Here is a 23743-nt window from a genome sequence, read left to right on the forward strand (position 1 = left end):
TGCCGCCCGGACGAGATCGCTAGTTCCCAGCCACGCGGAACCAGATGGCGTAGAGCGCCGGCAGGAAGAGCAATGTCAGTACCGTGCCGATCGCAGTGCCGCCGATCAGCACGAAGGCCATCGGCCCCCAGAAGCTGGATGTCGTCAGCGGGATGAAGGCGAGTACGGCCGCAAGCGCGGTCAGCAGCACGGGCCGCGCCCGTTGCACCGTTGCCTCGACGATCGCGTCATGGGTGGAGAGCCCGGCCTTCTGGTTGTCGTGGATCTGGCCGATCAGGATCAGCGTGTTGCGCATCAGGATGCCGCCGAGGCCAATCATCCCCAGGATCGCATTGAACCCGAAGGGCTGCTGGAACAGCAGCAGCGCGGGGACCGCGCCCACCAGCCCCAGCGGCGCCGTCAGGAACACCATCGCCATTGCCGCAAAGGAGCGGACCTGCAGCATGATCACCGCAAGCATCAGCACGATCATCATCGGGAACACCGCCCCCAACGCCACATTGGCCTTGGCGGCCTCCTCCACCGCGCCGCCGGTGTCGATGCTGTACCCCTGCGGGAGCGCGGCGCGGATCGGCGCCAATGCCTTTTCCACCTGCGCGCTCACTTCGGCGGGCTGGAGACGTTCGTCGATGTCGCCGCGCACGGTGATGGTCGGCACGCGGTCGCGGCGCTTGAGGATCGGCGCTTCGGGCCGGTATTCGACACGGCCGATCTGATCGAGCGGCACGCTTCGCCCGTCCGTGGTTGCCAGTGACAGGTCGGCGAGGCGCGCGGGATCCAGGCGCTGTGCGCCCACGGCGCGCGCTTCGATCTCCACCGTTCGGATGTCCTCGCGCACCTGCGTCACCGGTACGCCGCTCAGCAGGAGCTGGAGTTGCTGCGCCGCCGACTGCGGGTCGAGACCGATCGCCCGCAGCCGCGCCTGGTCGAGCACGAAATGCGCGGTCGGCACGCGGTCGCCCCAGTCGGTGTTGACCTGGCGCATGTTTGGATCAGCGCGCATCACGTCGGCCACCTGGCCGGCGATCGCGCGCAGGCGATCGGGATTGGGGCCGCCGACGCGGAACGTCACCGGATAGGGCACCGGCGGGCCGAACAGGAGCTGCGTTACCCGCACGCGCGCTTCGGGCGCCAGGCCACCGGCAATGCGCGCGCGCAGCCGCGCCTTGAGCGTATCGCGCGCCTTTGCGTCCGGCGTCAGAATGATGATCTTGGCGAATGCCGGATCGGGCAGCTCGGGGCTGAGCGACAGGAAAAAGCGTGGGGCGCCCTGGCCCACATAACTGGTCACCACCTTCGTTTCGGGCTGTGTCCGCAGCCAGGTCTCCACCTTGCGCGTCGCCGCATCGGTCGCCTCGATGCTGCTGCCCTCGGGCATGTAGATTTCGGTTATCAGCTCGGGCCGCTCGGAAACCGGAAAGAACTGCTGCTTCACCAGTCCCATGCCCAGCACCGAGAGCAGGAACGCCGCCACCACGGCACCCGCCGCGAACCACTTGCGGGTGATGGCCCGGCGGACGATCGCGCGGAATCGCTCATAACGCGGCGTGGAATAGATCGCCGCGTGGCCGCCCGGCACCGGCTCGATGGCCGGGAGCAGCCGGACGCCGAGATAGGGCGTGAAGGTGACCGCCACGATCCATGACACGATCAGCGCGAAACCGACCACCCAGAAGATGTTGCCGGCATATTCGCCCGAGCTCGACTTGGCGAACCCCACCGGCATCAGCCCGATGATCGTCACCAAGGTGCCCGCCAGCATCGGCGCGGCGGTGGAGGTCCAGGCATGGGCCGCTGCCCTGGTGCGCTCCCAGCCTTCTTCCATCTTCACCACCATCATCTCGATGGCGATGATGGCATCGTCGACGAGCAGGCCGAGCGCCAGGATCAGCGCGCCGAGCGTGATCCGGTCGAACACGCGGCCGGTCGCCTCCATCACCACGAACACCGCGGCGAGCGTGAGCGGCACGGCGGCGGCCACGACGATGCCCACGCGCCAGCCGAGGCTGACCAGGCTCACCACCATCACCACGGCAAGCGCCACGAAGAACTTCAGCATGAACTCGCCGACCGCTTCGTCGATGTTCACTGCCTGGTCGGAGACCTTGCTGAGTTGCAGGCCCAGCGGCAGGTCACGCATGATCGCCCGTTCTTCGCCCTCCAGCGCCTTGCCGAGCGAGAGGCCGTTCCAGCCGTCGCGCATCACGATGCCGAGGAGGATCGTGGGCTCGCCGCCATTGCGGATCAGGAAAGTGGGCGGGTTCTCATAGCCGCGCGAGACCGTTGCGATGTCGGAAAGGCGCAGCGTGCGGCCGCCGGCCACGATCGGCGTGGCGCGGATCTGGTCGAGGTCCGAATAGGCGCTGTCGAGCCGGACGAACACGCGCGGCCCCGCCGTCTCGACCGAGCCCGCCGGCGCCACGATGTTCTGCCGCGCGAGCGAAGCCAGCACGTCGCCGACCGGCACGCCCAGCGTCGCCAGCTTCGGGAAGGAGAAATCAACGAAGATGCGCTCCGGCTGCTCGCCGATCAGGTCGATCTTCTTGACGCCGGGCACATGCAGCAGCCGCTGGCGCAGCATCTCGGCGTAGCGGGCGAGCTCGCGCGGCGGCATTCCCTTGGCCTTGACCGCATACAGCGCGAAATCGGTGTCCGAATATTCGTCGTTGATGAAGGGGCCAAGCGTGCCCTGCGGCAAGTGCGCGGCTTCGTCTCCCAGCTTCTTGCGCGCCTGGTAGAATTGATCGGGCACCGCCTTGGCGGGCGTCGAATCCTTGAGCGTGAGGGTGAGAAAGGCGAGGCCGGGCCGGGTGAAGGCCTCCACCCGGTCGTAATATTCCAGCTCCTGGAGGCGCTTTTCGAGCGGCTCCGCGACCAGATCCTGCATTTCCTGCGCGGTCGCGCCGGGCCATGCCGCCGTCACGGTCAGCACCTTTACCGTGAATGTCGGATCCTCGGCGCGGCCCAGGTTCAGAAAGGAAAGCGCGCCGGCAACGATCACGATGATCAGTACGAATAGCGTGACCGCCCGCTCGCGCACGGCAAGTGCGGACAGGTTGAAGCCGCTCATCGCGCGGCTTCCGCGGTATGGACGCGGACGGTCTCGCCGGCATGAAGCTGGTCCGCGCCGAGCCCTACCACCCGCTCGTTCGCGCGCAGGCCGGCAACCACCACGGCGGTTTCGGCATCGAGCCGGGCGACGCGCACGCGACGCCACTGGACCTGGCTGCCTCCCGACGGCAGCACCCAGACCCCCGGGCCCGAGCCTGAATCATGCAGCGCCCCCAGGGGCACGACCACGCCGTCGTCGCGCGCTGCCGAGAGCGCGACGTTGACGGTCTGGCCCAACGGCGCCCGCGCGGCCTCGCCGCTCAGCACATAGCGCGCGTCGAAGGTGCGCGTGCGGGGATCGGCGGACGCGGAGAGTTGGCGCAGCCGCGCGGGCGAACCGGCCGACGCGCCTTCGATCGTCGCGGTCGCCGTCGAGCCGATCGCCGGACGGACCGTTTCCGGCAAGCTGACGGAGGCTTCGTGCGGCCCGTCCTGCGCAAGCCGCACGACCGCCTGCCCCGCCGAAACCACCTGCCCGGGTTCGGCAAGCGTATCCACCACGACCCCATCCGCATCGGCGCGCAGCACGGCATAGTCGCGCGCATTGCCGGCCGTGCGCGCGGATGCCTCCGCCGCGGCAAGCTGGGCCTGTGCGCTGTCGGCGGCGGCCCTTGCCTGGTCATAGGCCTGGGCCGAGATGGCGCCCTCCTTGTCGAGCCCGCGCAGCCGCTTCTCTTCGGCGGCCGCCTGAACCGCCCGGGCCCGGGCTGCGGAAACGGTCTCCTGTTGTACGGCAACCGCCAATCCGAGGTCGGTTGGATCGATGCGCATGAGGGGCTGGCCACGGCGGACGCGGTCTCCCACGTTCACCAGCCGCTCGACGACCTTGCCGCCGACCCGGAAACCCAGATCGCTCTGCACGCGTGCGGCAACGACGCCCGTGAAGCTGCGCGTGGCTTCGACGGCTGGCCGCACGGTCGCGATCTGCACCAGCGGCGCCTCGGTACGCGGATCGCGCTCGGCGGTCCCGCTGCAACCGGCGAGCAGCACGACGAGCATCGCGGTTCCGAACCGCGACGAAGAAGGCACACCAGGCATGAAGCTACCCCAACGAGTGACGATTTTTTCCATCTGTCACCACGTGACGATTCTGTCAATCCGTCACTCCTGGGGTATTCGAATCAAGGGGCCAAGCTGCGCAGCACCAGCCGCGCCATCGCCCCGGCAGCCTCTTCCAGATGATCCAGCCGGGTTTGGAGAAGCGCCGGATGGGAAAAAGGCGCCATCGTCTGGAGGATGGTGCCGCACACCTCGTCGATCGGCGTCTTGCGCTCGAATTCGCCGGCCTCGCGCCCATCGAGCACGATGCGGCGGATAATCTGCCTCAGCGCATCGAGATGCTCGCCGATCGAACTCCAATTCTCCTCCACGGCGACCAGCGTGATTTCATGAAGCTGGTGCTCATTGAAGAACAGGGCGCGCCCCTGCTCGGCCAAGGCCCTGTAGATCTGCCCGAGGCGCGACTCGGCGGAGCCGGGCCCTTCGGCGATCGCCCAGAGCGCATCGTCGATCCCGCGAAGCGTCATGGCGCAGATCGCCTCGCCGATCGCACGCTTCGAATCGAAGAACTTGTAGATATAGGCCGTCGAGAAGCCGATCGCCCGCGCGAGATCCACCACCGAGGTACGACGATAGCCGACCTGGTGAATGTGCTGCTCGGCCGCGCGGATGATCTGCTCGCGCCGTTCATGCTCGACCGGCCCGCGTTGGCCGGCCCTCTTCGGAGGCCGCTTCCCGTCAGTAACACTGTCCATGGATTTTTTCTTACACCAATTTCCCGATTGACGGAATGTTACGATTATGAGATTTCGTCACTAGTTCCGCAAGTTCACTGAGGAAGCCTGCATGCCGAACCTTCAGGCACGCCCGATCCGTTTCACCACGATGTTCGCTGCCGGCATTGTCCTGGGCGGTTGCGCGGTCGGTCCGGACTATGCGCCGCCGCACCCCCAAATGGCCGCCAGCTTCCGCGCCACCGCCAGCCTGCCGCCCGCAGCGGCGCCTGCAGCCGATCTCTCCACGTGGTGGCGCGCGTTCGACGACCCGATGCTCGACAAGGTGGTGAACCAGGCGCTCGCCGAGAATCTCGATCTCGCGCAAGCCGTCGCTCGTGTCCGCCAGGCGCGCGCCGCTGCGGGGATCGCCCGTGCCGCACTGCTGCCGAGCGGCGAGTTCAATGCCTCGGCGGCGACTGCCCATCAGTCGGTGGAGACACCCACAGGGCGAATCCAGCAAGCCCTGGGCGTCAACCGTGACGGCAATCTTTACGACGCCGATGCCGGCGCTAGCTGGGAGGCAGATGTCTTCGGCGGGCTGCGGCGCGGCCAGCAGGCGGCGCTCGCGGACTATCAGGCCGCCGATGCCGGCGCGGCAGCTGCGCGCGTCGCCGTGGTCGCCGAAGCGGCCGACACCTACATCCTGTTGCGCACGCTGCAGGCGCGGCTGGCGGTTGCCCGCGAACAGGCCGAGACGCAGCGCCAATTGCTGGGCCTCGCCCGCCTGCAATATGCGCGTGGCATTCTCGCCAAAGTCGGCCTGCACGAAGCCGAGAGTGCCTGTACGACCGTCGAGGCACAGGTGCCGACGCTCGAATCGGCGCTCGAATCGGCGACCAACGCCCTCGAAGTGCTGATGGGCGTCACGCCGGGAAGCTGGCACGCCCCGCTTGCCGCACCTTCCCCCATTCCCGCTCCACCTGCGATCGCGAGTGCGGACGGCCCGGCCAGCCTGCTCCGTCGGCGGCCGGACATCATCATCGCCGAGCGCAGGCTTGCCGCTGCCAATGCGCGGATCGGCACGGCGCTTGCCGAATATTATCCGCATTTCTCGATATCGGCGCTACTCGGCTTTTCGAGCACGTCCGCGGCGAGCATGTTCGGCTCCGGTGCAGCGCAGGCACAGGCGATCGCGGGCGTGCGCTGGCGGCTGTTCGATTTCGGCCGCGTCGATTCCGAAGTCGCGGCTGCGCGCGGGCGCCATGCCGAAGCGCTGGCGGCGTATCGCCAGACGGTGCTGCAGGCGACTGCGGATGTCGAGAATGCGTTCACGTCCCTCGCCAAGAGCCAGGCCCAGGCGCGATTGCTGCAGTCGAGCGAGGATTCGCTCGACCGGCGGCGGCAGAGCGTGCGGACGGCCCAGGCGCGCGGCGTCGTAAGCCGTGTCGACGTGCTGCAATCCACCGGCCGCCTGCTTCAAGCCCGGGATGCGCGCGTCAGCGCCCAATCGGACGCGGTGCGTGCGGCAATTGCGTCCTTCCGAGCTTTGGGCGGTGGTTGGCAGGGGTAGCGGGCACGTCCCCCGGATGTAAAACCTAAGTATGAAAGATAAATCTCAAGAATAGAATAAATAACATTCCACTATCGATTAATATAAACAGACCGATCTGCATGTCCTCGCATGACCATCGGACATGCGACCGCGGCATGCCGCCGGAGCCTGCAGTCCAAGTCGATGGAACGGATCGGCAAGAGGAGCAAGGGACAACGATGCTCAAGCCTGCCGACATACCGCTGCCCTTCAATCGGAGGTCCGCGCGACGTCAGCGGCGCATCGGCAGCTAACTGATCGCCCTGGGCACGAGCCCCGCCGGAACACCAGTATCATCGACTCCAAGGGGGCGGTCCCGCCGCCCCCGTCGGGGAGGTGCGCCCAACGTCCGGGGGATGCCGGACGCCAACTGCCACGAAGGAGACCGACAGTGACGAAGCCAAATAGCCGGACCGGTGGTCCCACGCAGCGCAACACCCACCGAACCACTGCACGCCTTCTGAAGCTCACCACCATCTTCGCAGGAGTAATGACCATGACCGAGACTGCACTCGCCCAGGACATTGCCAATGACTCGCACCTCGACCCGCAGGTGCGCGCCTTTCTGACGGAAGTGAAAAGGATCCCAGCCCGTTCTGGGAACTGCCGCAGCCCAAGCCGCAGGAAGTGCTGAAGGCCCTGCAAAACCAGACTCCGGTCGACATGTCGGGCGTCACCACCACCGAGCGGACGATCACACAGGACGGCCGCACGGTGGAGATTTACATCATGAAGCCCGAGCAGGTGACTGGCAAGCCGGGCGTGCTGCTGTTCATTCATGGCGGCGTATGGATCATCGGTAACTTCGCCAACCACCAGCGGCTGCTGCGCGACCTGGTCGTCAAGTCGGGACAGATCGGCGTGTTCGTCGAATACACGCCCCTGCCGCAGGCCAAGTTTCCCACGCAACTGGAGGAATCCTATGCCGCGCTGAAATGGGTGCATGAACATGGCGCCGAGATCGGCGCCGAGATCGGCGCCGACGGCAGCCGCATCGCGGTCGCCGGCAATTCGGTGGGCGGCAACATGACTGCGGCGATCGCGCTGATGGCGAAGGATCGCAATGGCCCCAAGATCAGCTACCAAGTGCTGCTGATCCCGGCGACGGATGCGAGCGTCGACACTGCATCCTATCATGCGTTCGCCAGCGGCTTCTTCCTGGCGCGCGCCTTCATGAAATATGGCTGGGATCTCTATGCTCCCGACGCCGATGCGCGCAACAATCCTTATGTCTCGCCGCTGCGGGCCGGCGACGCGGAACTGAAGGGGCTGCCGCCCGCGCTCGTGATCACCGCCGAGAATGATCCGCTCCGCGACGAGGGGGAAGCCTATGCCCACAAGCTGATGGGTGCCGGCGTCGAGGTGGCGGCGATGCGCTACAACGGCACGATCCACGACTTCGTGGCGCTAAACGCGCTGCGGCATGTGCCGACCACCGAAGCGGCACTGCAGCAGGTCGCCGACGGCATTCGCGAGCATCTGTCCCGCTGAATAACCGCACGAAAAAGGGCTGGCGCCAGCCACGGCGCCAGCCCTCACGCATGGAAGAGTTTCGCGCGACGGCCCGGCATTGTCGAAATCACCGAGCCGAGAACTTCGTGTTCGGCTTCTTGTCCCTTTAGCCCAAAGCTTGCGGGCGATCCGACACCTATCGATGTTCAGGCAGTACGCTCCAGCTTTGGTCCCACAATCTGGTGGTACGATTGGGCGAGGTGGGTGTGTGAAGTTCTGGCATTTCATAGACTCTCGAACACCGGCCCGGAGCGGCCAGCCTTCCGTCGAACGCCCGCTATCCGGAGGAGACCGAATACCTCTGAACGACGATGGACAGCACTGCTTCAACCGTCGCCCTCACGCCTGCGCCCCACCGGCCGGCGCCCAACGACTTTCGCGCCGCTTTGGCAGCAATCAGGTCCGTAGGAGAATTCGTGGGAGCAACATAGGATTGGAAGTCATCCAAGGGGAATTCTTTTGTGTATTTTCAGATCTTTGAGCCCCCATTTGGATCCCCTCCATTCTCCCAAAGGCACGTTTTTCGAGTCCCGTAGATCGTTTCGAGATTCCACGGCAATCGATGCGGATATCCTAAAATCAATCGATTCTCTTCGCATCTGTCTTCCCCATCCTTGTTAGCCGATCACGTCGGCATTTGCATTTTACGCAATGATAGTAACATATTGATATTTTTAAAGTTACATGCATTATTGCCGGTCGGAGCAGGAAGTCGAGCTGCGGCGACGCCCTCGGGGGCGAGCCTGCGGGGCGAGATTCGCCGTTGGCGGCGATCAACAATCAGGTTTCGATTGCGGAGCGCGTGGCCGGAAGGACTCGGGGCTCCCCTCTTCCCCGTGCTCCGCCCGCAAAAGTCCGGACTTATCGCCGCAGGGGGAACACGCCGGTAACAAGCCCAACCACCAGGAAAACGCCACAAGCGCCGAGCCCCCATTTCCAAGTAAACCGCTGGTGATCGCCCAGATCAATGTCCGTCTGGCCGACAAGCAGATAGGTGGAGGCGACTAGAGGGCTCAATAAATGTATCTGCTGGCCTACCAGGGAGGCCCTGGCCATCTCCACCGGGCCGATGCCATAGGTGACGCCGGTCTGGGCAAGTACGGGGAGCATGCCAAAGTAAAATGCGTCATTGGAGATAAGCACGGTGAAAGGGATGCTCACGATCGCCACGATCGGAGCCATATATGGTCCCAGCCAGGACGGGATGATCCCCAGAACAGTGCCCGCCATCGCATCAACCATCTTGGTGCCCGAAAGAACGCCCGTGAACACGCCAGCCGCGAAAACAAGGCTCGCAGTGCCCATCGCGTTACCCGCATGCGCGGCGATACGCGCGCGCTGCATGTCGAGCTGAGGATAATTGACCATCGCCGCGAGGGCGAAGGCCAACATGAAGAGCGGAACCAAGGGGATCACGCCCGTAATCAGGAATACCAGAAGCGCGCAGGTCAGCCCCAGGTTCACCCAGAACAGCGCGGGCCGCTTCAGGCTCAGATCTCCCCCAGCCTCCTCGGCAACGACCTCTTCGGCGATTTCGCTGTCGGGCTCGCAAGGCATGCTCGCCAGGCGCCGGCGCTCCCTCAAGCCAAGCCGCCAGGCCACGAAGAAAGTCCAAGCCGCCGTCGCCGCCATCGCGGGAATGAGCGGCACGAAAACGTCCCGTGCGTCGACATGCAACGCGGTCGCGGCGCGGACGGTCGGGCCGCCCCAGGGGGCGATGTTCATCACCGCGCTCGCCATTATCAGCAGGCATGCAAGAACCCGCCGATCCATCCGCAAATGACGATAGAGCGGCAGCAGGGCCGCGATGCAGATCATATAGGCTGTGGTGCCATCGCCATCGAGGCTGACGATCAGGCAAAGCCCCACAGTGCCCAGCGCGACCTTCACCGGATCGCCATGCACCAGGCGCACGATCGTGCGGATCAGCGGATCGAACAGCCCGGCATCCATCATGATCCCGAAATAGAGGATCGCGAAGAGCAGCATCACGCCCGTGGGCGCCAGGCTGCGGACGCCCTCGATCATCATCTCGCCGAGCCCGGCATGGAAACCGGCGGCCAAGGCGAACAGCGTGGGGATCAACATCAACGCGAGGAGCGCCGAGAGCCGCTTCGTCATGACCAGCGTCATGAAGGTCGCGACCATCGCAAAGGCGATCAGTGCCAGCGGCATCCACCCATCCCCCATGCCGGCTTCATCGTTCGCGACCGGTCTTCCGACCGGATATTCCCGGCCGATTTCTTATCGACTTTTCAACACGAACGCCCCGCCGTGCCGCCCCTTCCGGAGCGCGCACGACCGGGCTCGCGGTTCACATATCCACCGAGATGGAGAACTTCACAACCGAAGGCATGCCCTGCGCCACGAAGTCCGCACCGGCGGTCGCCCAATAGCGGCGATCGCCGACATTCTCCCAGTTCAGCCGGAAATTGGTCTTGGTGCCCGAAATCTCGGTCGCATAGCCCAGGCCCAGGTTGAACGTGGTGTAGCCGGGCACGATAATCAGGTTCTGCGCGTTGAGCGCGCGGCTTCCAACATGGAACACCCCGGCATCGACACTTAACCCCGGCACCAGGGAGCTGAACTTATAGTTCGCCGCCAGCGAGAACGTATTCTTGGGGGCGCCGTCCACCCGGTTGCCGACATTGGTGGTCGTCTGGCAGCGCAGCGCTTCCGCATTCGCCGCCGGCACCGCCGTCGTGCAGCTTCCGTTGTTGTTGTAGAGAGGAAGCCCCGCGCCATTGCTCGAAAGCGTGGTCGGCGATCCTTCGGTATATTCGGTATCGAGGATCAGCCCGGTGGCATAAATCGTCAGTTCCGGCGTGACCTCGCCAGTCGCGCTGAATTCGACGCCTCGATAGGACTGGCGCCCATCGATCACATAGACATTGGCGCCGTTCACATAAGCCGCGCCACGATTGATGTCGAAATAGGCCGCCGTCAGCAGCACGCCCCGCTTCGGCTCGACCTTGACGCCCGCCTCATACTGCCGGCTTTCCGACGGCGGGAGCTGTACGCCCGAATTGATCGCGGTGGTCGGAGCCAGCGGCGTCGGCTCGAGGCCCTCGATATAGGTACCGTAGACGCTCGCCCACGACGTCGGCTTGGCCACGGCGCCATAGGAAAAGGACGTCGGCTTGCCGTGGAACGTGACCAGCCCGGTCGCACGCTGCGATTCGGTATAGTCGGAGAAACGCACGCCGCCGAGCAGATCCAGGAACGAACCCACGCTCAGCCGATCGAACACATAATAGCCAATATCGTCGACGCGAACCTTGCGAACGTCTCCGGTGCCATAGTCCGGCCGCGCGAAGGGTACGTCGGGGAAACTCAGCGGATCGGCAATGTTCTGGACGAAGGTCTTGTTGACCGTGTTGGGATTGTCGCGGTCGCGGATATTCTCCGAGGCGCCGATCAGAATGTTGTTGGTGAGGATACCCAGCTTGACCACGCCGGCCAGTTCGGCGCGGTAATTCTTGTTGAAATTGCGCTCGCGCGGCGCGTTGCCGATCGTGAGCGTATAATTGTCATTGCCCAGAGGCTTGCCGAAATCGATATAGCCGGCCTTGCGATAGCGCGTCATGTCCGACGTGCCGTAGCTCGCGCTCAATTCCCAGGCAGGCGAGAATTTCCAGCGCATACCGGCAAGGACGTTGGTTTCGTCGCCATAGGTCTTCACCCAATCGCCCGCGCCGAAATTCAGGCTGTTGCTGCGAAGCGCCGGCAGCGCCGCGGTCGGATCCGGATTGCCGGCCGTCTGCGGCGGCTTGGTGGTGTAGCGGTACGTCGGCGGCTCGCCGGCGTTGGTGTAGATCCGCTCGACATCGAGGGTGAAGGTCAGGTTGCTCGCCGGCTTCACGTCGAACGCGCCGGAAAGCAGCGAACGGCGGCCCTTGGTGTCGTCGATGCCGGAATCGAGATGGACATAGGCGGCGTTCAGCCGCGCGCCGAACACGCCGTCGCCCCAGGTATTGCCGTAATCGAGCGTGCCACCGATCTGCCCGGCGCTGCTGCCGATGACCGAGGCGCTGATCGACTGGATCGGCGTCGGCCGCTCCGTGGTCAGGTTGACGATGCCTGACGGAGTGGTGAAGCCATAATAGAGCGCCGAAGCACCTTTCAACGCCTCGACACGTTCCTTGTTCTCCAGCGGCAGACCGACCAGGTTGATGACCGGCAGCGTGCCGTTCAGGCGATAGTTGCCGCGATTGTCGATATCGATGCCCCGGATCGCGAGGCTGCTGTAGAAGGTGGAGGAAATCTGCGAGGTCGAGACGCCCGCCGAATTCTTGAGCGCGTCGCCGACCGACAGCGCCTGCTGGTTGTCGATCAGCGTCCTGGGAATGACCGAGATAGTGAGCGGCACGTCCAGCGGACGGGCGCCGCGAAAGCTGCCGACCTGCACCGCCTCGGTGCCGGTACGGTCGCCAGTGACGACGATCTCGTCGAGCGCGGCCTGGCTGCCTTCCTGGGCCTGGGCCCCGGAATCCTGTGTATCAACGGTCGTCGTCTGCGCGGACGCAGATTGCGCGATTAGCGCGATGGCAGCGACGCTGCTCGCCATCAAAAGCCTAGTAGTCACCATTTTTACCTCCCTGAGTGTCCCCGCGGACCGCCCGCTCACGCGGGTCATGTATTTTCGACGATGGTAATGATAGATTGTACTATGTAAAGCAATAAATACATTGGATCGGATCAGGGAGCCGGACATGCGGACCGTCGAACTCGAAGCCCTTCTGGATGCGGTCGAAGAGCTCCCCCTGATGCGCGAGCTGGAAGCGGCGTTCATCCGCCTCAGCGCGGGCGAAGCGCAGGTCATGGCGGTCGGCCATCTCGCGTTCGACGCGCGATCCGGCGATTGCCACGTCAAGGGCGCGCATCTGGCCGGGGACGATCTCTTCGCCGTCAAGTTCGTCAACAGCTTCGCTGCACCGGCGAGCGGCAAGCCCGGAAGTGACGGCTTCATCCTCCTGTCGAGTGCCGAAACGGGACAGGCCGTGGCCTTGCTCCGCGATCATGGCGCGCTGACCGACATCCGCACCGCGCTGACCGGCGCGATCGTCGCGCGGGCCATAGCGGCCGACGATACGCGCACGCTGGGTATCGTCGGCTCCGGCAAGCAGGCGAAAATGCAAGCCGAGGCGATCAGGCGTCACTTGCCGATCGAGCGGATCCTAGTATCAGCGCGACAACCCGACCGCGCCGAAGCGCTCGCTGCCACGCTGGGCGGCGCGGCAGCCGGTCTGGAGCAGCTTTGCGCGGAATCGGACTTTATCGTGACGGCCACCGCCGCGCGAGCGCCGCTGATTCACGCCGGATGGGTGCGGCCGGGAACCCGGATCATTGCGCTCGGCGCGGATGCGCCGGGCAAGCAGGAACTCGACCCGGCGCTTGTCGCATCTGCCGCAGTGGTGGTCGATTCACGTGCGCAATGCTTCGATCATGGCGAGGCGGGCTGGGCGGTGCGCGCCGGCCAGCTCGATCCGGATGCCGTAATCGAGCTGGGCGAATTACTCGCGAGGGGCGATCGGTTTCCGGCCGATCAAACGGTCGTCACCGATCTTACCGGCGTCGCCGTCCAGGATCTCGCCATCGCCAAGGCGGTCTGGATGCGATTGGCGGGCTAGGCCGCCGCCGCTTCGACCGGCACTGAGCGGACCAGGCCGAAGAGATCGCGGGGATCGGCGGGCTGCGCCAGCAGGTCGATCTCGCGGTGGAAACGCGGATCCTGCGTCGCATCGGCAAGGTAGCGTAGCGCCGCGAAGTCCTCGATCGCGAAACCGACCGAATCGAACAGCGTGATCTCGTCCGCATGACGGCGGCCTGGCGCCTCGCCGGCAATCACGCGCCACAACTCGGTGACTGGGAAATCGGCAGGCATCTGCTGAATCTCGCCCTCGATCCTGGTCTGCGGATGATATTCGACGAAGACGCTCGCCCTGTCGAGGATCGCGGGCTGGAGCTCGGTCTTGCCCGGGCAGTCGCCGCCCACCGCATTCAGGTGCATGCCCGCGCCGACCATATTATCCGAGAGGATGGTCGCCAGCTTCTTGTCGGCGGTGACGGTGGTGACGATGTCGGCGCCGTCCACAGCCTCCGGCGCGGATCGCGCGACATGGATGCGGAAGCCCCTGCCCTCAAGGTTGCGCACGAACTTGGCAGCGGCTGCCGGATCGACGTCATAGACACGCAGACGATCGACCCCCTGCATCGCGCCGAACGCGATCGCCTGGAATTCGGATTGTGCACCCAAGCCGATAATGGCCATGCACCTGGCATCAGGGCGCGCAAGATGGCGCGCGGCGAGCGCCGACATCGCGGCCGTGCGCAGCGCCGTCGTGATCGTCATTTCCGCGATCAGATGCGGATAGCCGGTTGCGACATCTGCAAGCACGCCGAACCCCGTCACCGTCTGCAGCCCCGCTTCGAAATTGCGCGGATGGCCGTTCACATATTTGAAGCCAAAAGCTTCCGCATCGGCGATCGGCATCAGTTCGATCACGCCGTCACTCGAATGGCTGGCGAAGCGCGGCGACTTGTCGAACGCCGCCCAGCGCCGATAGTCCGCTTCGATATACTCCGCGATGTCACAGAGCACCGTCTCGATTCCGCGCGCGCGCACCAGCGCCGCGACATGCCCGACTTCCACCAATCGCATAGCCTGTCTCCCATTCCGACGAGACGAAAATGGCGCAGATATGTGTCGCGCTAAATTGCACTATTGCATCATGAAGTGCAAAAAGGTTGACAAATTGCCCTGTCGAGACGAGCATTCTTCATATGCAGCCGCTGGACTCGGTCGATCGCCGCCTGATCGCGGAACTGCGCGTCGACGCACGCGCACCCGTCTCTCACCTCGCCAAACGCGTGGGAGTCTCGCGTGCGACCGCAGAAAAGCGGATCGCGCGGATGATCGCCACCGGCGCCATATTGGGTTTCACGGTGCGTGCGCGAGATGATGTGCGCGGCGAAGTGCGCGCAGTGATGCTCATCGAAGTCGCCGGCCGATCGACGAGCGCGGTGATCCATAGCCTGAAGGGCATGCCCGAATTACGGACGCTGCACACCACGAATGGTGGCTGGGATCTCGTCGCGGAGATCGAGGTGGAAACACTCGCCGAATTCGACCGCGTGCTGCGCGAAGTACGCAGCATCGACGGAGTGCTCAACAGCGAAACCAGCCTGTTGCTAAGTTCGGCCTAGATGGAAATACCGATCGGCAGGCCGTGCTCCACCACAGGCTTCGAAGCGAAGAAATCGCCGACAAGCTCGCGCCATCGGGCGAAACCGGCGGTTTCGCGAAACGCTTCATGCGCCGCGACATCGGCCCATTCCACGATCAGCCAATAGCAGGCAGGAGCCTCGTGCGAGCGCAGCAGACGCATCGCCGAGCATCCTGTCGCGGCACGGAATTCGGGCACCGCACGACGCGCTCCGGCCTCAAAGGCGGCCTCACTGCCCGCGCGCACTTCGATACGGGCTATTTCCGTCGCCATCACCGTTCCTCGTCGATGCGTGTCGTCACGCCCGTGGCGACGATGGTGCGCGTCGCGTCGATCGAGGCATAGGTCCAGAAGATCGCCATCGCCTCGGTATCGGAGGCGTTACGGAAAAAATGCGGTACGCCGGCGGGAATCCAGCTCGTGTCGTTCGGCTGCACGGGATGATCGACCCCGTCGATATGCGCGAACCCAGTGCCTGAAAGCACCACGACACATTCCTCGCAATTATGCGTGTGGAGCGGCACGGCGGCCCCCGGCGCGAGCTGGGTGATGCCGGTGAGCATCGCCCGCGACCCACGTCCGGCGGTGACCAGCGGCGTGGTGACGATGCCGCCGCCCCGATCCTTGACCGGAAGCCCGGCGGGGCGAAGGAGTATCCCGGTCATATAGCCACCTTGATCGTCTTGGCGTTGACGAATTCGTTGAGCCCCGGCTCGCCCAATTCGCGGCCATATCCCGAATGCTTGATCCCACCGAAGGGAACGCGCGGATCGGAGGCGACCACCGCGTTGACGAATACCGCGCCGGCGTCGATCTCGCGCGCCAACGCGGCGCCGCGTTCCGTATCGCGAGTCCAGATCGACGCGCCCAAGCCGAACGCAGTGCGGTTGGCCAGCGTGATCGCCTCCCCCACATCGGCCGCGCGGACGATCGCCGCCGCAGGGCCGAACGTCTCCTCATCGAACGCGGCCATCCCCGGCCGCACGCCGTCAAGCAGCGTCGGCGCGTAGAAGAAGCCGTCGCCCTTCCCCTCCGCCGCCCCGGTCACGAGCGTCGCGCCCGCACCGAGCGTGCGGCGAACCTGATCGTCGATCGCGGCCCGCAGGTTGGCGCGGGCGAGCGGACCAAGCGTCGTAGCCGGATCGGTCGGATCGCCCATCCGCAACCGCGCATCCATCGCTGCGCGAAACGCATCCACGAAATCCGCCGCGACGGCTTCTTCGACGATGAAACGCTTGGCGTTGACGCAGCTTTGTCCGGCATTGGTGAAACGGGCAGCCACCGCCTGCGCGGCGGCATGCTCCACATCGGCGTCGGCCAGCACCACGAACGGGTCCGAGCCACCGAGTTCAAGAACCTGTTTCTTGAGCGCCCCACCCGCCTGGGCGGCGACGATCATGCCGACCTGCGTCGATCCCGTAAGCGTCACTCCGGCGATCCGGAAATCGGCGATGATCCCCGCTATCCGATCCGGTTCGACGAAGATATTGGTGAACAGGCCCCGGGGTGCGCCGGCTTCTTCGACCAGCTTCTCGATCGCGAGCGCACATTGCGGCGTGTTCGCCGCATGCTTCAGGACGGCGCCGTTGCCCGCCGCGAGCGCGGGGGCGAGGAACCGGACCACCTGCCACAAGGGATAGTTCCACGGCATGATCGCAAGCACCACGCCCAGCGGCTGATATGCGACACAGGTTCCCGGCGCGGCGGCGATGACGGTATCCGCCAGCATGGCAGGCGCCGCACCGGCATAGAAATCACAGTTGAGCGCACATTTCTCGACCTCAGCTATCGCCTCGCCGATCGGCTTCCCCATTTCGGCGGTGATGGTCGCGGCGAGTATGTCGCGGTCGCGCCGGAGCAGCCCGGCAATCGCGGAGAGCAGCGCCCAGCGCGCCTCGATCGCCACCCGCCGCCACGCCAGCTGCGCCGCGGCCGCGCGTTCCAGAGCCCGCTCCACACCGTCGCCGTCGAGCGGTTCGAACCGGGCCAGCAGTGCGCCCGTCGCGGGATTGACCGAGGCGATCACAGCGCCTGGACCACGGCATCGGCAAAAGCGGCAGTGCCCAGCATCCCGCCGATATCGCGCGTCCTGGTCCGGGGATCGTCGAGCGTGCGATCCACTGCGGCCTCGATCCTGCGTGCCGCACCGGTCAGCGCCGCGTCGTTCGCGCGTCGCCCCATCCAGTCGAGCAGCATCGCCGCCGACAGGATCAACGATGTCGGATTGGCGATCCCCTGCCCGGCGATGTCCGGCGCGGAGCCGTGCTGCGCCTGGCCCACGCAGATATCCTCGCCCGCATTGATCGAGCCGCCCAGCCCAAGGCTACCGCTCAACTCTGATGCCTCGTCGGACAGAATGTCTCCGAACATGTTGGTGGTCACGATCACGTCGAAGCGCGCCGGATCGCGGATCAGCAGCGCGGCTGCCGCATCGACGATCACTTCATCGAGTGTCACGCCCGGATGCTGCGCAGCAATCGCGCGCACCTCGCGCAGGAACAGGCCGTCGGTCAGCTTCAGGACGTTCGCCTTGTGCACCACGGTCAGCCGGCCGCTGCGCGCGCTGGCGAGCTCGCATGCCGCCTGCGCCACATTCCGGGTCGCGGCCGCGGTGATCTTGCGGATCGAGAACGCGCTGTCGGGATCGGGCATGAACTCGCCCGGCCCCATATGCATGCTGCGATCGGCGTAGAAACCCTCGGTATTCTCGCGCACGATGATGAGATCCATGGGCTTGCGCAGGATCGAAAGATCCGGCCGGGAACGGCAGGGGCGGATATTGGCGAACAGATTGAACCGCGTACGCAGAGTCGCGGACGGATTGGGCTGCCCCGCCGGATAGGTATAGTGCGACACCGGCCCCAGCAGAACGCCGTCGGCGGCCGGAACCGCCTCGAGCACCTTGTCGGGAAATGTCGACCCCTTCGAAACCAGGCTGGCCTCGCCAATTGCCATCGTGCGGATCTGGATCAGATCCTTCGCCGCCGCCTGCATCACTGCGAGCGTGGCCTCGGTGATTTCGGGGCCGATGCCATCGCCCGGCAACACCAAGATGGTCTTCATGCCCTTTCCCGGCACCACCGCCGGGCCTCCTGCTGTATCATTCGCGCTCTCCGGATCGATCCGACAAAAATTGCATTATCGATCTTCAAAGTCCAGTCGATCGGGCAATTTTTGGATTTTATATATCAACAATACAAAATTCTTGACCCTGCGACGATGCAATTCTAGCCCCGCCACAATCGGCTGAGACGAGTCCGAGCCAATTGGAGTGCAGGGGTGAGCGAGGTAATCGGGGCGAACGAAGCAATCAGGAGTGACGGGCTTCGCCGGGCGCAGCCTTCGGACAGGCAGGTAGACGCCACCGCGATCCAGCGCTTCCTCGATGACGTCGAGGGTGCGGGGCTGGAACTGCAGAGCCTGATGCTCTGGCGCGACGGCGCGGTGGTCTGCGAGGGCTTCCACTGGCCCTATGGTCCGGACCGGCCGCGCATGAGCCATTCCATGACCAAGAGCGTCACGGCATGCGCGATCGGCCTGCTCGTCGATACGGGCGAGCTTGCGCTGCAAGATCGCGTCGCGAGCTTCTTTCCGGAGGTCGCGATCGACCCGGCCTCTCCCGCCGCGCGGATGACGGTGGAGGATCTCATCACCATGCGCACCGGGCATGCGGAGGAAGTCTCCGGATCGATCTGGCGCGGGATCCGGACGAGTTGGATCGCCGAATTCTTCAACATCCCGATCGTACACGAGCCGGGCACCCATTATCTCTATTCGAGCGCGGCCAGCTACATGCTCTCGGCCATCGTCTCGCGCGTGACCGGGGATACGATCCACGCCTATCTGACGCCGCGCCTCTTCGAGCCGCTGGGGATGAAGCAGGTGCGGTGGGATATCGGCCCCGACGGCGTCAATCCTGGCGGAAACGGCGTCACTTTCCTGCCCGTCGACTCGCTCAAGCTGGGCATCCTGCATGCCCAGAAGGGCGTATGGGAAGGCAGGCAGATTCTGCCGCGCTGGTGGGTCGAAGCGGCAACGCGCGCGCAGGGCGCGGACGACTACGGCTATCACTGGGTGATCGGCGACACCTATTTCGTAGCGCTCGGCCAGTTCGTCCAGATGTCCCTCGTCTATCCCGAATATAACGCGGTGCTGGCGATCCATTCAGCAATGGAGGAGAGCGCGGTCCTGCTTCCCCATCTGAAGCGCCACTTCCCCGCCGCCTTCGCCGGCGGCAGCATCGAGGCCGACCGCGCGCTTGCGGAGCGGCTCGCCGGATGGCCCACGGAACCCGCCTTGTCCTCGGCTCCGAACGCGGAACCCGCGTCTCTGGAAGGCGATTGGATCGTGGCGGCGAATAACCTGGGCGTGGAGCGGATCGGGCTGTCCTTCGCAGGAGACTCGGTGCGGCTGGCGCTGACCGACGCGAGCGGCGAGCATGTCCTGACGGCGCCTCTCGATCGCTGGCGAACCGCTCCCCTCACCTTCCCCGGCGCGTCGCTGCACCACGGCTATGCCATGGCCGAAACCCCGACCGTGACCGGCGCGCGCTGGATCGCCGCCGACAGGCTGGAGATCGCGCTGCACTTCGTGGAATCCGCCTTCCGCGATACGCTGACCATCGCACGCGACGGCGACGCCCTGACGCTGGACCGGCGGGTCAACATCAATAGCGCGGCGCGCGCCTGGCCCACGCTGCGTGGCAACCGCCCGGTTTGACTCCCGGCCGTATATCTAGGCCGGGAGGTCGGCGAGCCTCACCGGCAGGGTGAAGCCATGCGCGAAGCGATCCTCCGCCTCGGCGATGAATTCGCAACGCGCCGCATAACGGGATCGGCCCGCCACCCGCACACGCGATTCCACACCGTCGGCGCCCCGCTCCGCGATCGCGAGGGTGCCCACAAAGCCTTCGCCCGAAACGCCGCGTATCTCGCAGGACTGCCCGATCTGCATTTCTCCCCGCGCCGCAGCGAGTGCGATCCGCGCGGTGACACCGCTGCCGGTCGGCGAACGGTCGATCTGCCCTTCTGCGAAAATGCACAGATTATAGCTGGGCCGGCCACCATGCGCGCCGAGCGGCACATCGTCAGTCAATATCGTGCCGTAGAGAAAGCCGAGATCGGGCTCGCTCGGATGGCGGATCGTCAGCGCGGCCCGGATCGCGGCGGTAATCCCGGTTCCTGCACGCACCAGCTCGGCTAACGGTGTCTCCATCAGCGATAGTCCGATCCGGGAGGCCGACAGGATCGCGTAGAAGGCGCCGCCGAACGCGATATCGAAGGTCACGTCGCCAAGCCCCGGCACATGCACCGCCTGATCGAGATGCGTCGCGAAGGAGCGGACGCTTTCGAACGCGACCAGCGGGGCTCCCTCGCCCTGCTGCTCCACCTCGACGCGGACGACGCCGCAAGGCGCCTCCAGGCCGAACGCGGCGCGGCCGTCGACCATCGGCACCCGACCGCTGTCGACCGCCCAGCGACCGATCGCGATCGTGGCATGGCCGCACATCGTGCTGTAGCCCTGCTGATGGGTAAACAACACCGCGAGATCGGCGCCTTCCGCGCAGGGATCGGTCGGAATCACGCCATACATCCCGTCATGGCCGCGAGGTTCCAGCATCAGCATCGTCCGCAACGCATCGAACCGGGTCAGCGCGTCACGGCGCTTTTCCAGGATCGTCGCGCCGCGAAGCTCCGGATATCCGCTTTCGACAATGCGGACCGGCTCGCCGGCGGTGTGCATGTCGGTCGTACGGATCACGATGTCTGTCACTTCGTCCTCCCGATGCTTTCGAATACAAGGCCGGCCGCCGCGAGATCGGCCAGCGCGGTGCCGACCGCCTTGAACAAGGTGATTTCTCCATCCGAACGGCGGCCGGTGATATCTCCGGCACAAAGGCCCGCCAGCGTGCCCACCGCCTCCCGGCCCGGAATCGCGCCGCTCGCCAGCGGGCCGATGAGATCCCCCGATTCCTCGAAGCCCGCCTCACTATCCACAAACACCCGGGCACGCGCGAAACAATCGTCATCCGCCTCGCGCAACGCCGGCGTGAAACTGCCGATCAGGTCGAGATGCGTGCCCGGACGCAGCCAGGCGCCACGGATCAGGGGCTCCGCGGAAAGCGTCGCGCAGCTTATGATGTCGGCCTCGCACGCCGCATGCTCGAGCGATGGAGCATGGACCGCGTCGATCCCCTGCTCGCGCAAGGTCGCGGCGAGCGCGATCGCGCGCTCAGGCCGGACGTTCCATACCATCACCCGGTCGATCGGGCGCACAGCCCGAAACGCATGCGCCGCAAGACTGGCGAGCCGTCCGGCACCGACGATCAGCAGCGACCTCGCCTCCTCGCGCGCCAAATAGGCGGCGGCAAGCGCCGAGACCGCGACCGTCCGTCGTGCGGTGATCTCGTTGCCGTCGATCGTCGCCAGCGGGATGCCGGTGGACGCATCGAACAGCAGATAGCCCGCATGAACGCTCGGCAGCCCCAGCGCGGTATTGTCCGGGAAGATATTGGCGAGCTTGACGCCCAGATAGCCACCTTCGCGCCAGGCCGGCATCAGGAGCAGCACGCCGGGAGCCCGGTTCTCCACCGGCACAAAGTGATGGTGCCGCTCGGGCACCGTGGCGCCCGCCGCGAAGGCCTCGCGGAGCGCCGTGACCAATTCGGGAAAAGGGAGCGCCTGTTCGGCAGCGGATGCGTCGATCACCAACGGCGGGGACATGACAGCCATGCTAGTCTCCGAGCTCGCGGGCACGCGCGGTGGTCGCCGCGACCGTGCGCTCGACCAGTCCGGCGAGCAGCCCATCGGCCATGAGCACCTTCAGCCCGGCCTCGGTCGTCCCCGCGGGTGAGGTTACGTCGCGGCGCAGGCGCTCCGCGCTCTTGTCGCTCACGCGCAACATCTCCCCCGCCCCGGCGATCGTCTGCCGCGCGAGCCGCTCCGCGATGGGATGGGGCAGCCCGGCGGCAACTCCCGCCGTCGTCAGGCAATCGCACAGATGGAAGATATAGGCCGGTCCCGAACCGGAAACGCCGGTCGCCGCGTCGATCAGCCCTTCATCGTCAAGCCATTCGAGCGTTCCGCTGCTGCCCAAAAGCCGCTCGGCAAGTGCGCGATGCGGCGCCGGGCAGCCGCCCGAGGCAACCGCCACCGTCGCTCCGCGGCCTACTGCCGCGGGCAGGTTGGGCATCGCGCGAACGAAAGACGAAGCACCCGGGAACAACTCCGCCAGATTGGCGATCGTCTTGCCCGCCATGATAGACACGACCAACGTGTCGCCGCCCGCCACCGCGCCATGCTGCGCGGCCAGCCCGGCTATCTTCTGCGGCTTCACGGCCAGGACAAGCGTCTGGCCGCTGCATGCCTCGACCGGCGCGTTGAGCGCGAAGCCGGCGTCGCGGGCCCATGCCTCAAGTTCCGGCGCCGGAGACGGATCGACAACATGGACATCCCGCGCATCGATACCACCGGCCAGCCACCCGTGCAGCAGGGCAGATCCCATGCGCCCCCCGCCGAAGAGAATGATACTATCCTGTCAATCCATCGCCTTACCCCTTACCGGGGAAAGATTGTACTATTGACATCAATAGTACAATAAGCAAATCAGGCGATGGTGGGCTCGACTTCCTTGGCGCTGGTCAAATGTGCCTTCATCAGGTCATGCGCCCGGCGATTGTCGCCATTGGCCAGCGCATCCATGATCTGGACATGCTCGTCAATCGAATCCAGCACACGCTCCACGCCGTTGACCCACTGGATGTTCAGGAACGAGCGAAGCCGATTCTGGCGCTGGACCGCGTCGAGGATATAGCAGTTGCCGGAGCAGCGTGCGAGTTGCTCGTGGAAATCGGAATTGATCTCGAACAGTTCGACCGCAAGCGTATCGCGCCATTTGCGCTTGCGAAAGGCGATATGCCGCGCACGACTGCGCTCGAACCAATCCAGGTCGAGCTTGAAGGTCGACTCGATCAGCCCCGCAGGCTCGACGACGCTGCGAAAGGCATAGCTGTCCGCGCGCGCCTGGCCCGAATTGATCGGAAGCGCGAACGACCAGCCATTGCCGGGCTTGCGCTCGACCAGCCCGAGATCGGCGAGCTGACGCAGGACGCGGACGACCGGGCCAAGCTTTGCCCCCAGGATCCGCACAATCTCCTGCTGGCTGCATTGATCCGGCAAGCGGCCGGCGTTGCGAGCCTTCGCGATCGCGATGAAGAGGCGCTGATCTTCCTCGGTGGTGGAATTCACCACTTCGATTTCGGGCGCCTCGGTAACCGGTCCGCGCAACACATAGCCTCGATTGGCGCGCTGCTCGACGGTCCCCTGTTCCGCAAGGAGTTTCAGCGCACCACGCACCGGCGTACGCGAGACATCGAACATCCGGCACAGGTCCAGTTCGACCAAGTGATGGCCCGGCCCTGCCCCCTGCTCCTTGAGCATGCGCAGGATGCGCCCGGCAAGATCGGACTGAAGCCGGCTGGCACGGGGCTGTTCCGCCAATTGATGGTTCTCTGACACGGCCGCCATGTTCATCTTCGGGCAAATCCTTGTAATCGCGACGCATGCACGCGCATCGATCCGGTGCGAAGA

At 65.3% G+C, this 23743-nt stretch carries 19 protein-coding genes; 5 read left to right on the top strand and 14 right to left on the bottom strand.

Annotated features, from left to right (window positions below; translation table 11 throughout):
* Positions 1 to 19: 19 nt before the first annotated feature.
* The 3 genes from HB724_RS00290 to HB724_RS00300 form a co-directional block, all read right to left on the bottom strand.
* Positions 20 to 3070, bottom strand: coding sequence for an efflux RND transporter permease subunit (locus HB724_RS00290; protein ID WP_213978899.1), 3051 nt, complete (start codon positions 3068 to 3070; stop codon positions 20 to 22).
* Positions 3067 to 4140 carry an efflux RND transporter periplasmic adaptor subunit gene (locus HB724_RS00295; protein WP_346344628.1) on the bottom strand — a complete coding sequence of 358 codons (1074 nt, stop codon included), beginning with the start codon at positions 4138 to 4140 and terminating at the stop codon, positions 3067 to 3069. The genes HB724_RS00290 and HB724_RS00295 overlap by 4 nt, the downstream gene beginning before the upstream one ends.
* Positions 4141 to 4232: 92 nt before the next feature.
* A complete protein-coding gene (locus HB724_RS00300) occupies positions 4233 to 4865 on the bottom strand; it encodes a TetR/AcrR family transcriptional regulator (RefSeq protein ID WP_213978900.1) in 633 nt (210 codons plus the stop codon).
* 91 nt (positions 4866 to 4956) lie between these two features.
* On the opposite strand from HB724_RS00300, the gene HB724_RS00305 reads away from it, so the two are divergent.
* On the top strand, positions 4957 to 6396 hold the full coding sequence (locus tag HB724_RS00305) for an efflux transporter outer membrane subunit (RefSeq protein ID WP_256731208.1): 1440 nt from the start codon (positions 4957 to 4959) through the stop codon (positions 6394 to 6396).
* 648 nt (positions 6397 to 7044) lie between these two features.
* Positions 7045 to 7908, top strand: coding sequence for an alpha/beta hydrolase (locus HB724_RS00310; RefSeq protein ID WP_213978901.1), 864 nt, complete (start codon positions 7045 to 7047; stop codon positions 7906 to 7908).
* A gap of 882 nt (positions 7909 to 8790) precedes the next feature.
* Here HB724_RS00310 and HB724_RS00315 read toward each other — a convergent pair.
* Positions 8791 to 10104: a citrate:proton symporter gene (locus tag HB724_RS00315; protein ID WP_213978902.1), complete on the bottom strand. Its 1314-nt coding sequence runs from the start codon at positions 10102 to 10104 to the stop codon at positions 8791 to 8793.
* A 139-nt stretch (positions 10105 to 10243) separates the two neighbouring features.
* Positions 10244 to 12517 (bottom strand): TonB-dependent receptor, encoded by a 2274-nt coding sequence (locus HB724_RS00320; protein ID WP_213978903.1) that lies wholly within the window; start codon positions 12515 to 12517, stop codon positions 10244 to 10246.
* Between the two features lie 124 nt (positions 12518 to 12641).
* Here HB724_RS00320 and HB724_RS00325 point away from each other — a divergent pair, with 124 nt between their 5' ends.
* Positions 12642 to 13559: an NAD(P)-binding domain-containing protein gene (locus HB724_RS00325; protein ID WP_213978904.1), complete on the top strand. Its 918-nt coding sequence runs from the start codon at positions 12642 to 12644 to the stop codon at positions 13557 to 13559.
* Here HB724_RS00325 and HB724_RS00330 read toward each other — a convergent pair.
* Entirely contained in the window at positions 13556 to 14590 is a 1035-nt protein-coding gene (locus HB724_RS00330; RefSeq protein WP_213978905.1) for an ornithine cyclodeaminase, read from the bottom strand. The two genes, HB724_RS00325 and HB724_RS00330, sit on opposite strands and share 4 nt — an antisense overlap.
* A 122-nt stretch (positions 14591 to 14712) precedes the next feature.
* Between HB724_RS00330 and HB724_RS00335 the strand changes: the two genes are divergently transcribed.
* On the top strand, positions 14713 to 15135 hold the full coding sequence (locus tag HB724_RS00335) for an Lrp/AsnC family transcriptional regulator (RefSeq protein ID WP_213978906.1): 423 nt from the start codon (positions 14713 to 14715) through the stop codon (positions 15133 to 15135).
* Here the strand turns inward: HB724_RS00335 and HB724_RS00340 are convergent.
* Genes HB724_RS00340 through HB724_RS00355 form a run of 4 tightly spaced genes read right to left on the bottom strand, consistent with a single transcriptional unit; the run spans position 15132 to position 18218 of the window.
* On the bottom strand, positions 15132 to 15428 hold the full coding sequence (locus HB724_RS00340) for an antibiotic biosynthesis monooxygenase family protein (RefSeq protein ID WP_213978907.1): 297 nt from the start codon (positions 15426 to 15428) through the stop codon (positions 15132 to 15134). The two genes, HB724_RS00335 and HB724_RS00340, sit on opposite strands and share 4 nt — an antisense overlap.
* Positions 15428 to 15820: a cupin domain-containing protein gene (locus HB724_RS00345; RefSeq protein ID WP_213978908.1), complete on the bottom strand. Its 393-nt coding sequence runs from the start codon at positions 15818 to 15820 to the stop codon at positions 15428 to 15430. The genes HB724_RS00340 and HB724_RS00345 overlap by 1 nt, the downstream gene beginning before the upstream one ends.
* A complete protein-coding gene (locus tag HB724_RS00350; RefSeq protein ID WP_213978909.1) occupies positions 15817 to 17181 on the bottom strand; it encodes an aldehyde dehydrogenase family protein in 1365 nt (454 codons plus the stop codon). The genes HB724_RS00345 and HB724_RS00350 overlap by 4 nt, the downstream gene beginning before the upstream one ends.
* A complete protein-coding gene (locus HB724_RS00355; protein WP_213978910.1) occupies positions 17178 to 18218 on the bottom strand; it encodes an isocitrate/isopropylmalate family dehydrogenase in 1041 nt (346 codons plus the stop codon). Before HB724_RS00355 ends, HB724_RS00350 begins: the two co-directional genes overlap by 4 nt.
* Before the next feature lie 216 nt (positions 18219 to 18434).
* On the opposite strand from HB724_RS00355, the gene HB724_RS00360 reads away from it, so the two are divergent.
* On the top strand, positions 18435 to 19874 hold the full coding sequence (locus HB724_RS00360) for a serine hydrolase (RefSeq protein WP_213978911.1): 1440 nt from the start codon (positions 18435 to 18437) through the stop codon (positions 19872 to 19874).
* A 15-nt stretch (positions 19875 to 19889) separates the two neighbouring features.
* Here HB724_RS00360 and HB724_RS00365 read toward each other — a convergent pair whose 3' ends face one another.
* The 4 genes from HB724_RS00365 to HB724_RS00380 form a co-directional block, all read right to left on the bottom strand.
* Positions 19890 to 20927 carry a proline racemase family protein gene (locus HB724_RS00365; protein ID WP_346344629.1) on the bottom strand — a complete coding sequence of 346 codons (1038 nt, stop codon included), beginning with the start codon at positions 20925 to 20927 and terminating at the stop codon, positions 19890 to 19892.
* A complete protein-coding gene (locus tag HB724_RS00370) occupies positions 20924 to 21886 on the bottom strand; it encodes an ornithine cyclodeaminase family protein (RefSeq protein ID WP_213978912.1) in 963 nt (320 codons plus the stop codon). The genes HB724_RS00365 and HB724_RS00370 overlap by 4 nt, the downstream gene beginning before the upstream one ends.
* Position 21887: 1 nt before the next feature.
* Positions 21888 to 22682: a pyrroline-5-carboxylate reductase gene (gene proC, locus HB724_RS00375; protein WP_346344638.1), complete on the bottom strand. Its 795-nt coding sequence runs from the start codon at positions 22680 to 22682 to the stop codon at positions 21888 to 21890.
* A 77-nt stretch (positions 22683 to 22759) separates the two neighbouring features.
* Positions 22760 to 23686, bottom strand: a complete 927-nt coding sequence (locus tag HB724_RS00380) for a GntR family transcriptional regulator (protein WP_213978914.1) — start codon at positions 23684 to 23686, stop codon at positions 22760 to 22762.
* Positions 23687 to 23743 lie beyond the last annotated feature (57 nt).

The organism is Sphingomonas sp. dw_22, from assembly GCF_018449795.1.
Taxonomy (GTDB): domain Bacteria; phylum Pseudomonadota; class Alphaproteobacteria; order Sphingomonadales; family Sphingomonadaceae; genus Sphingomonas.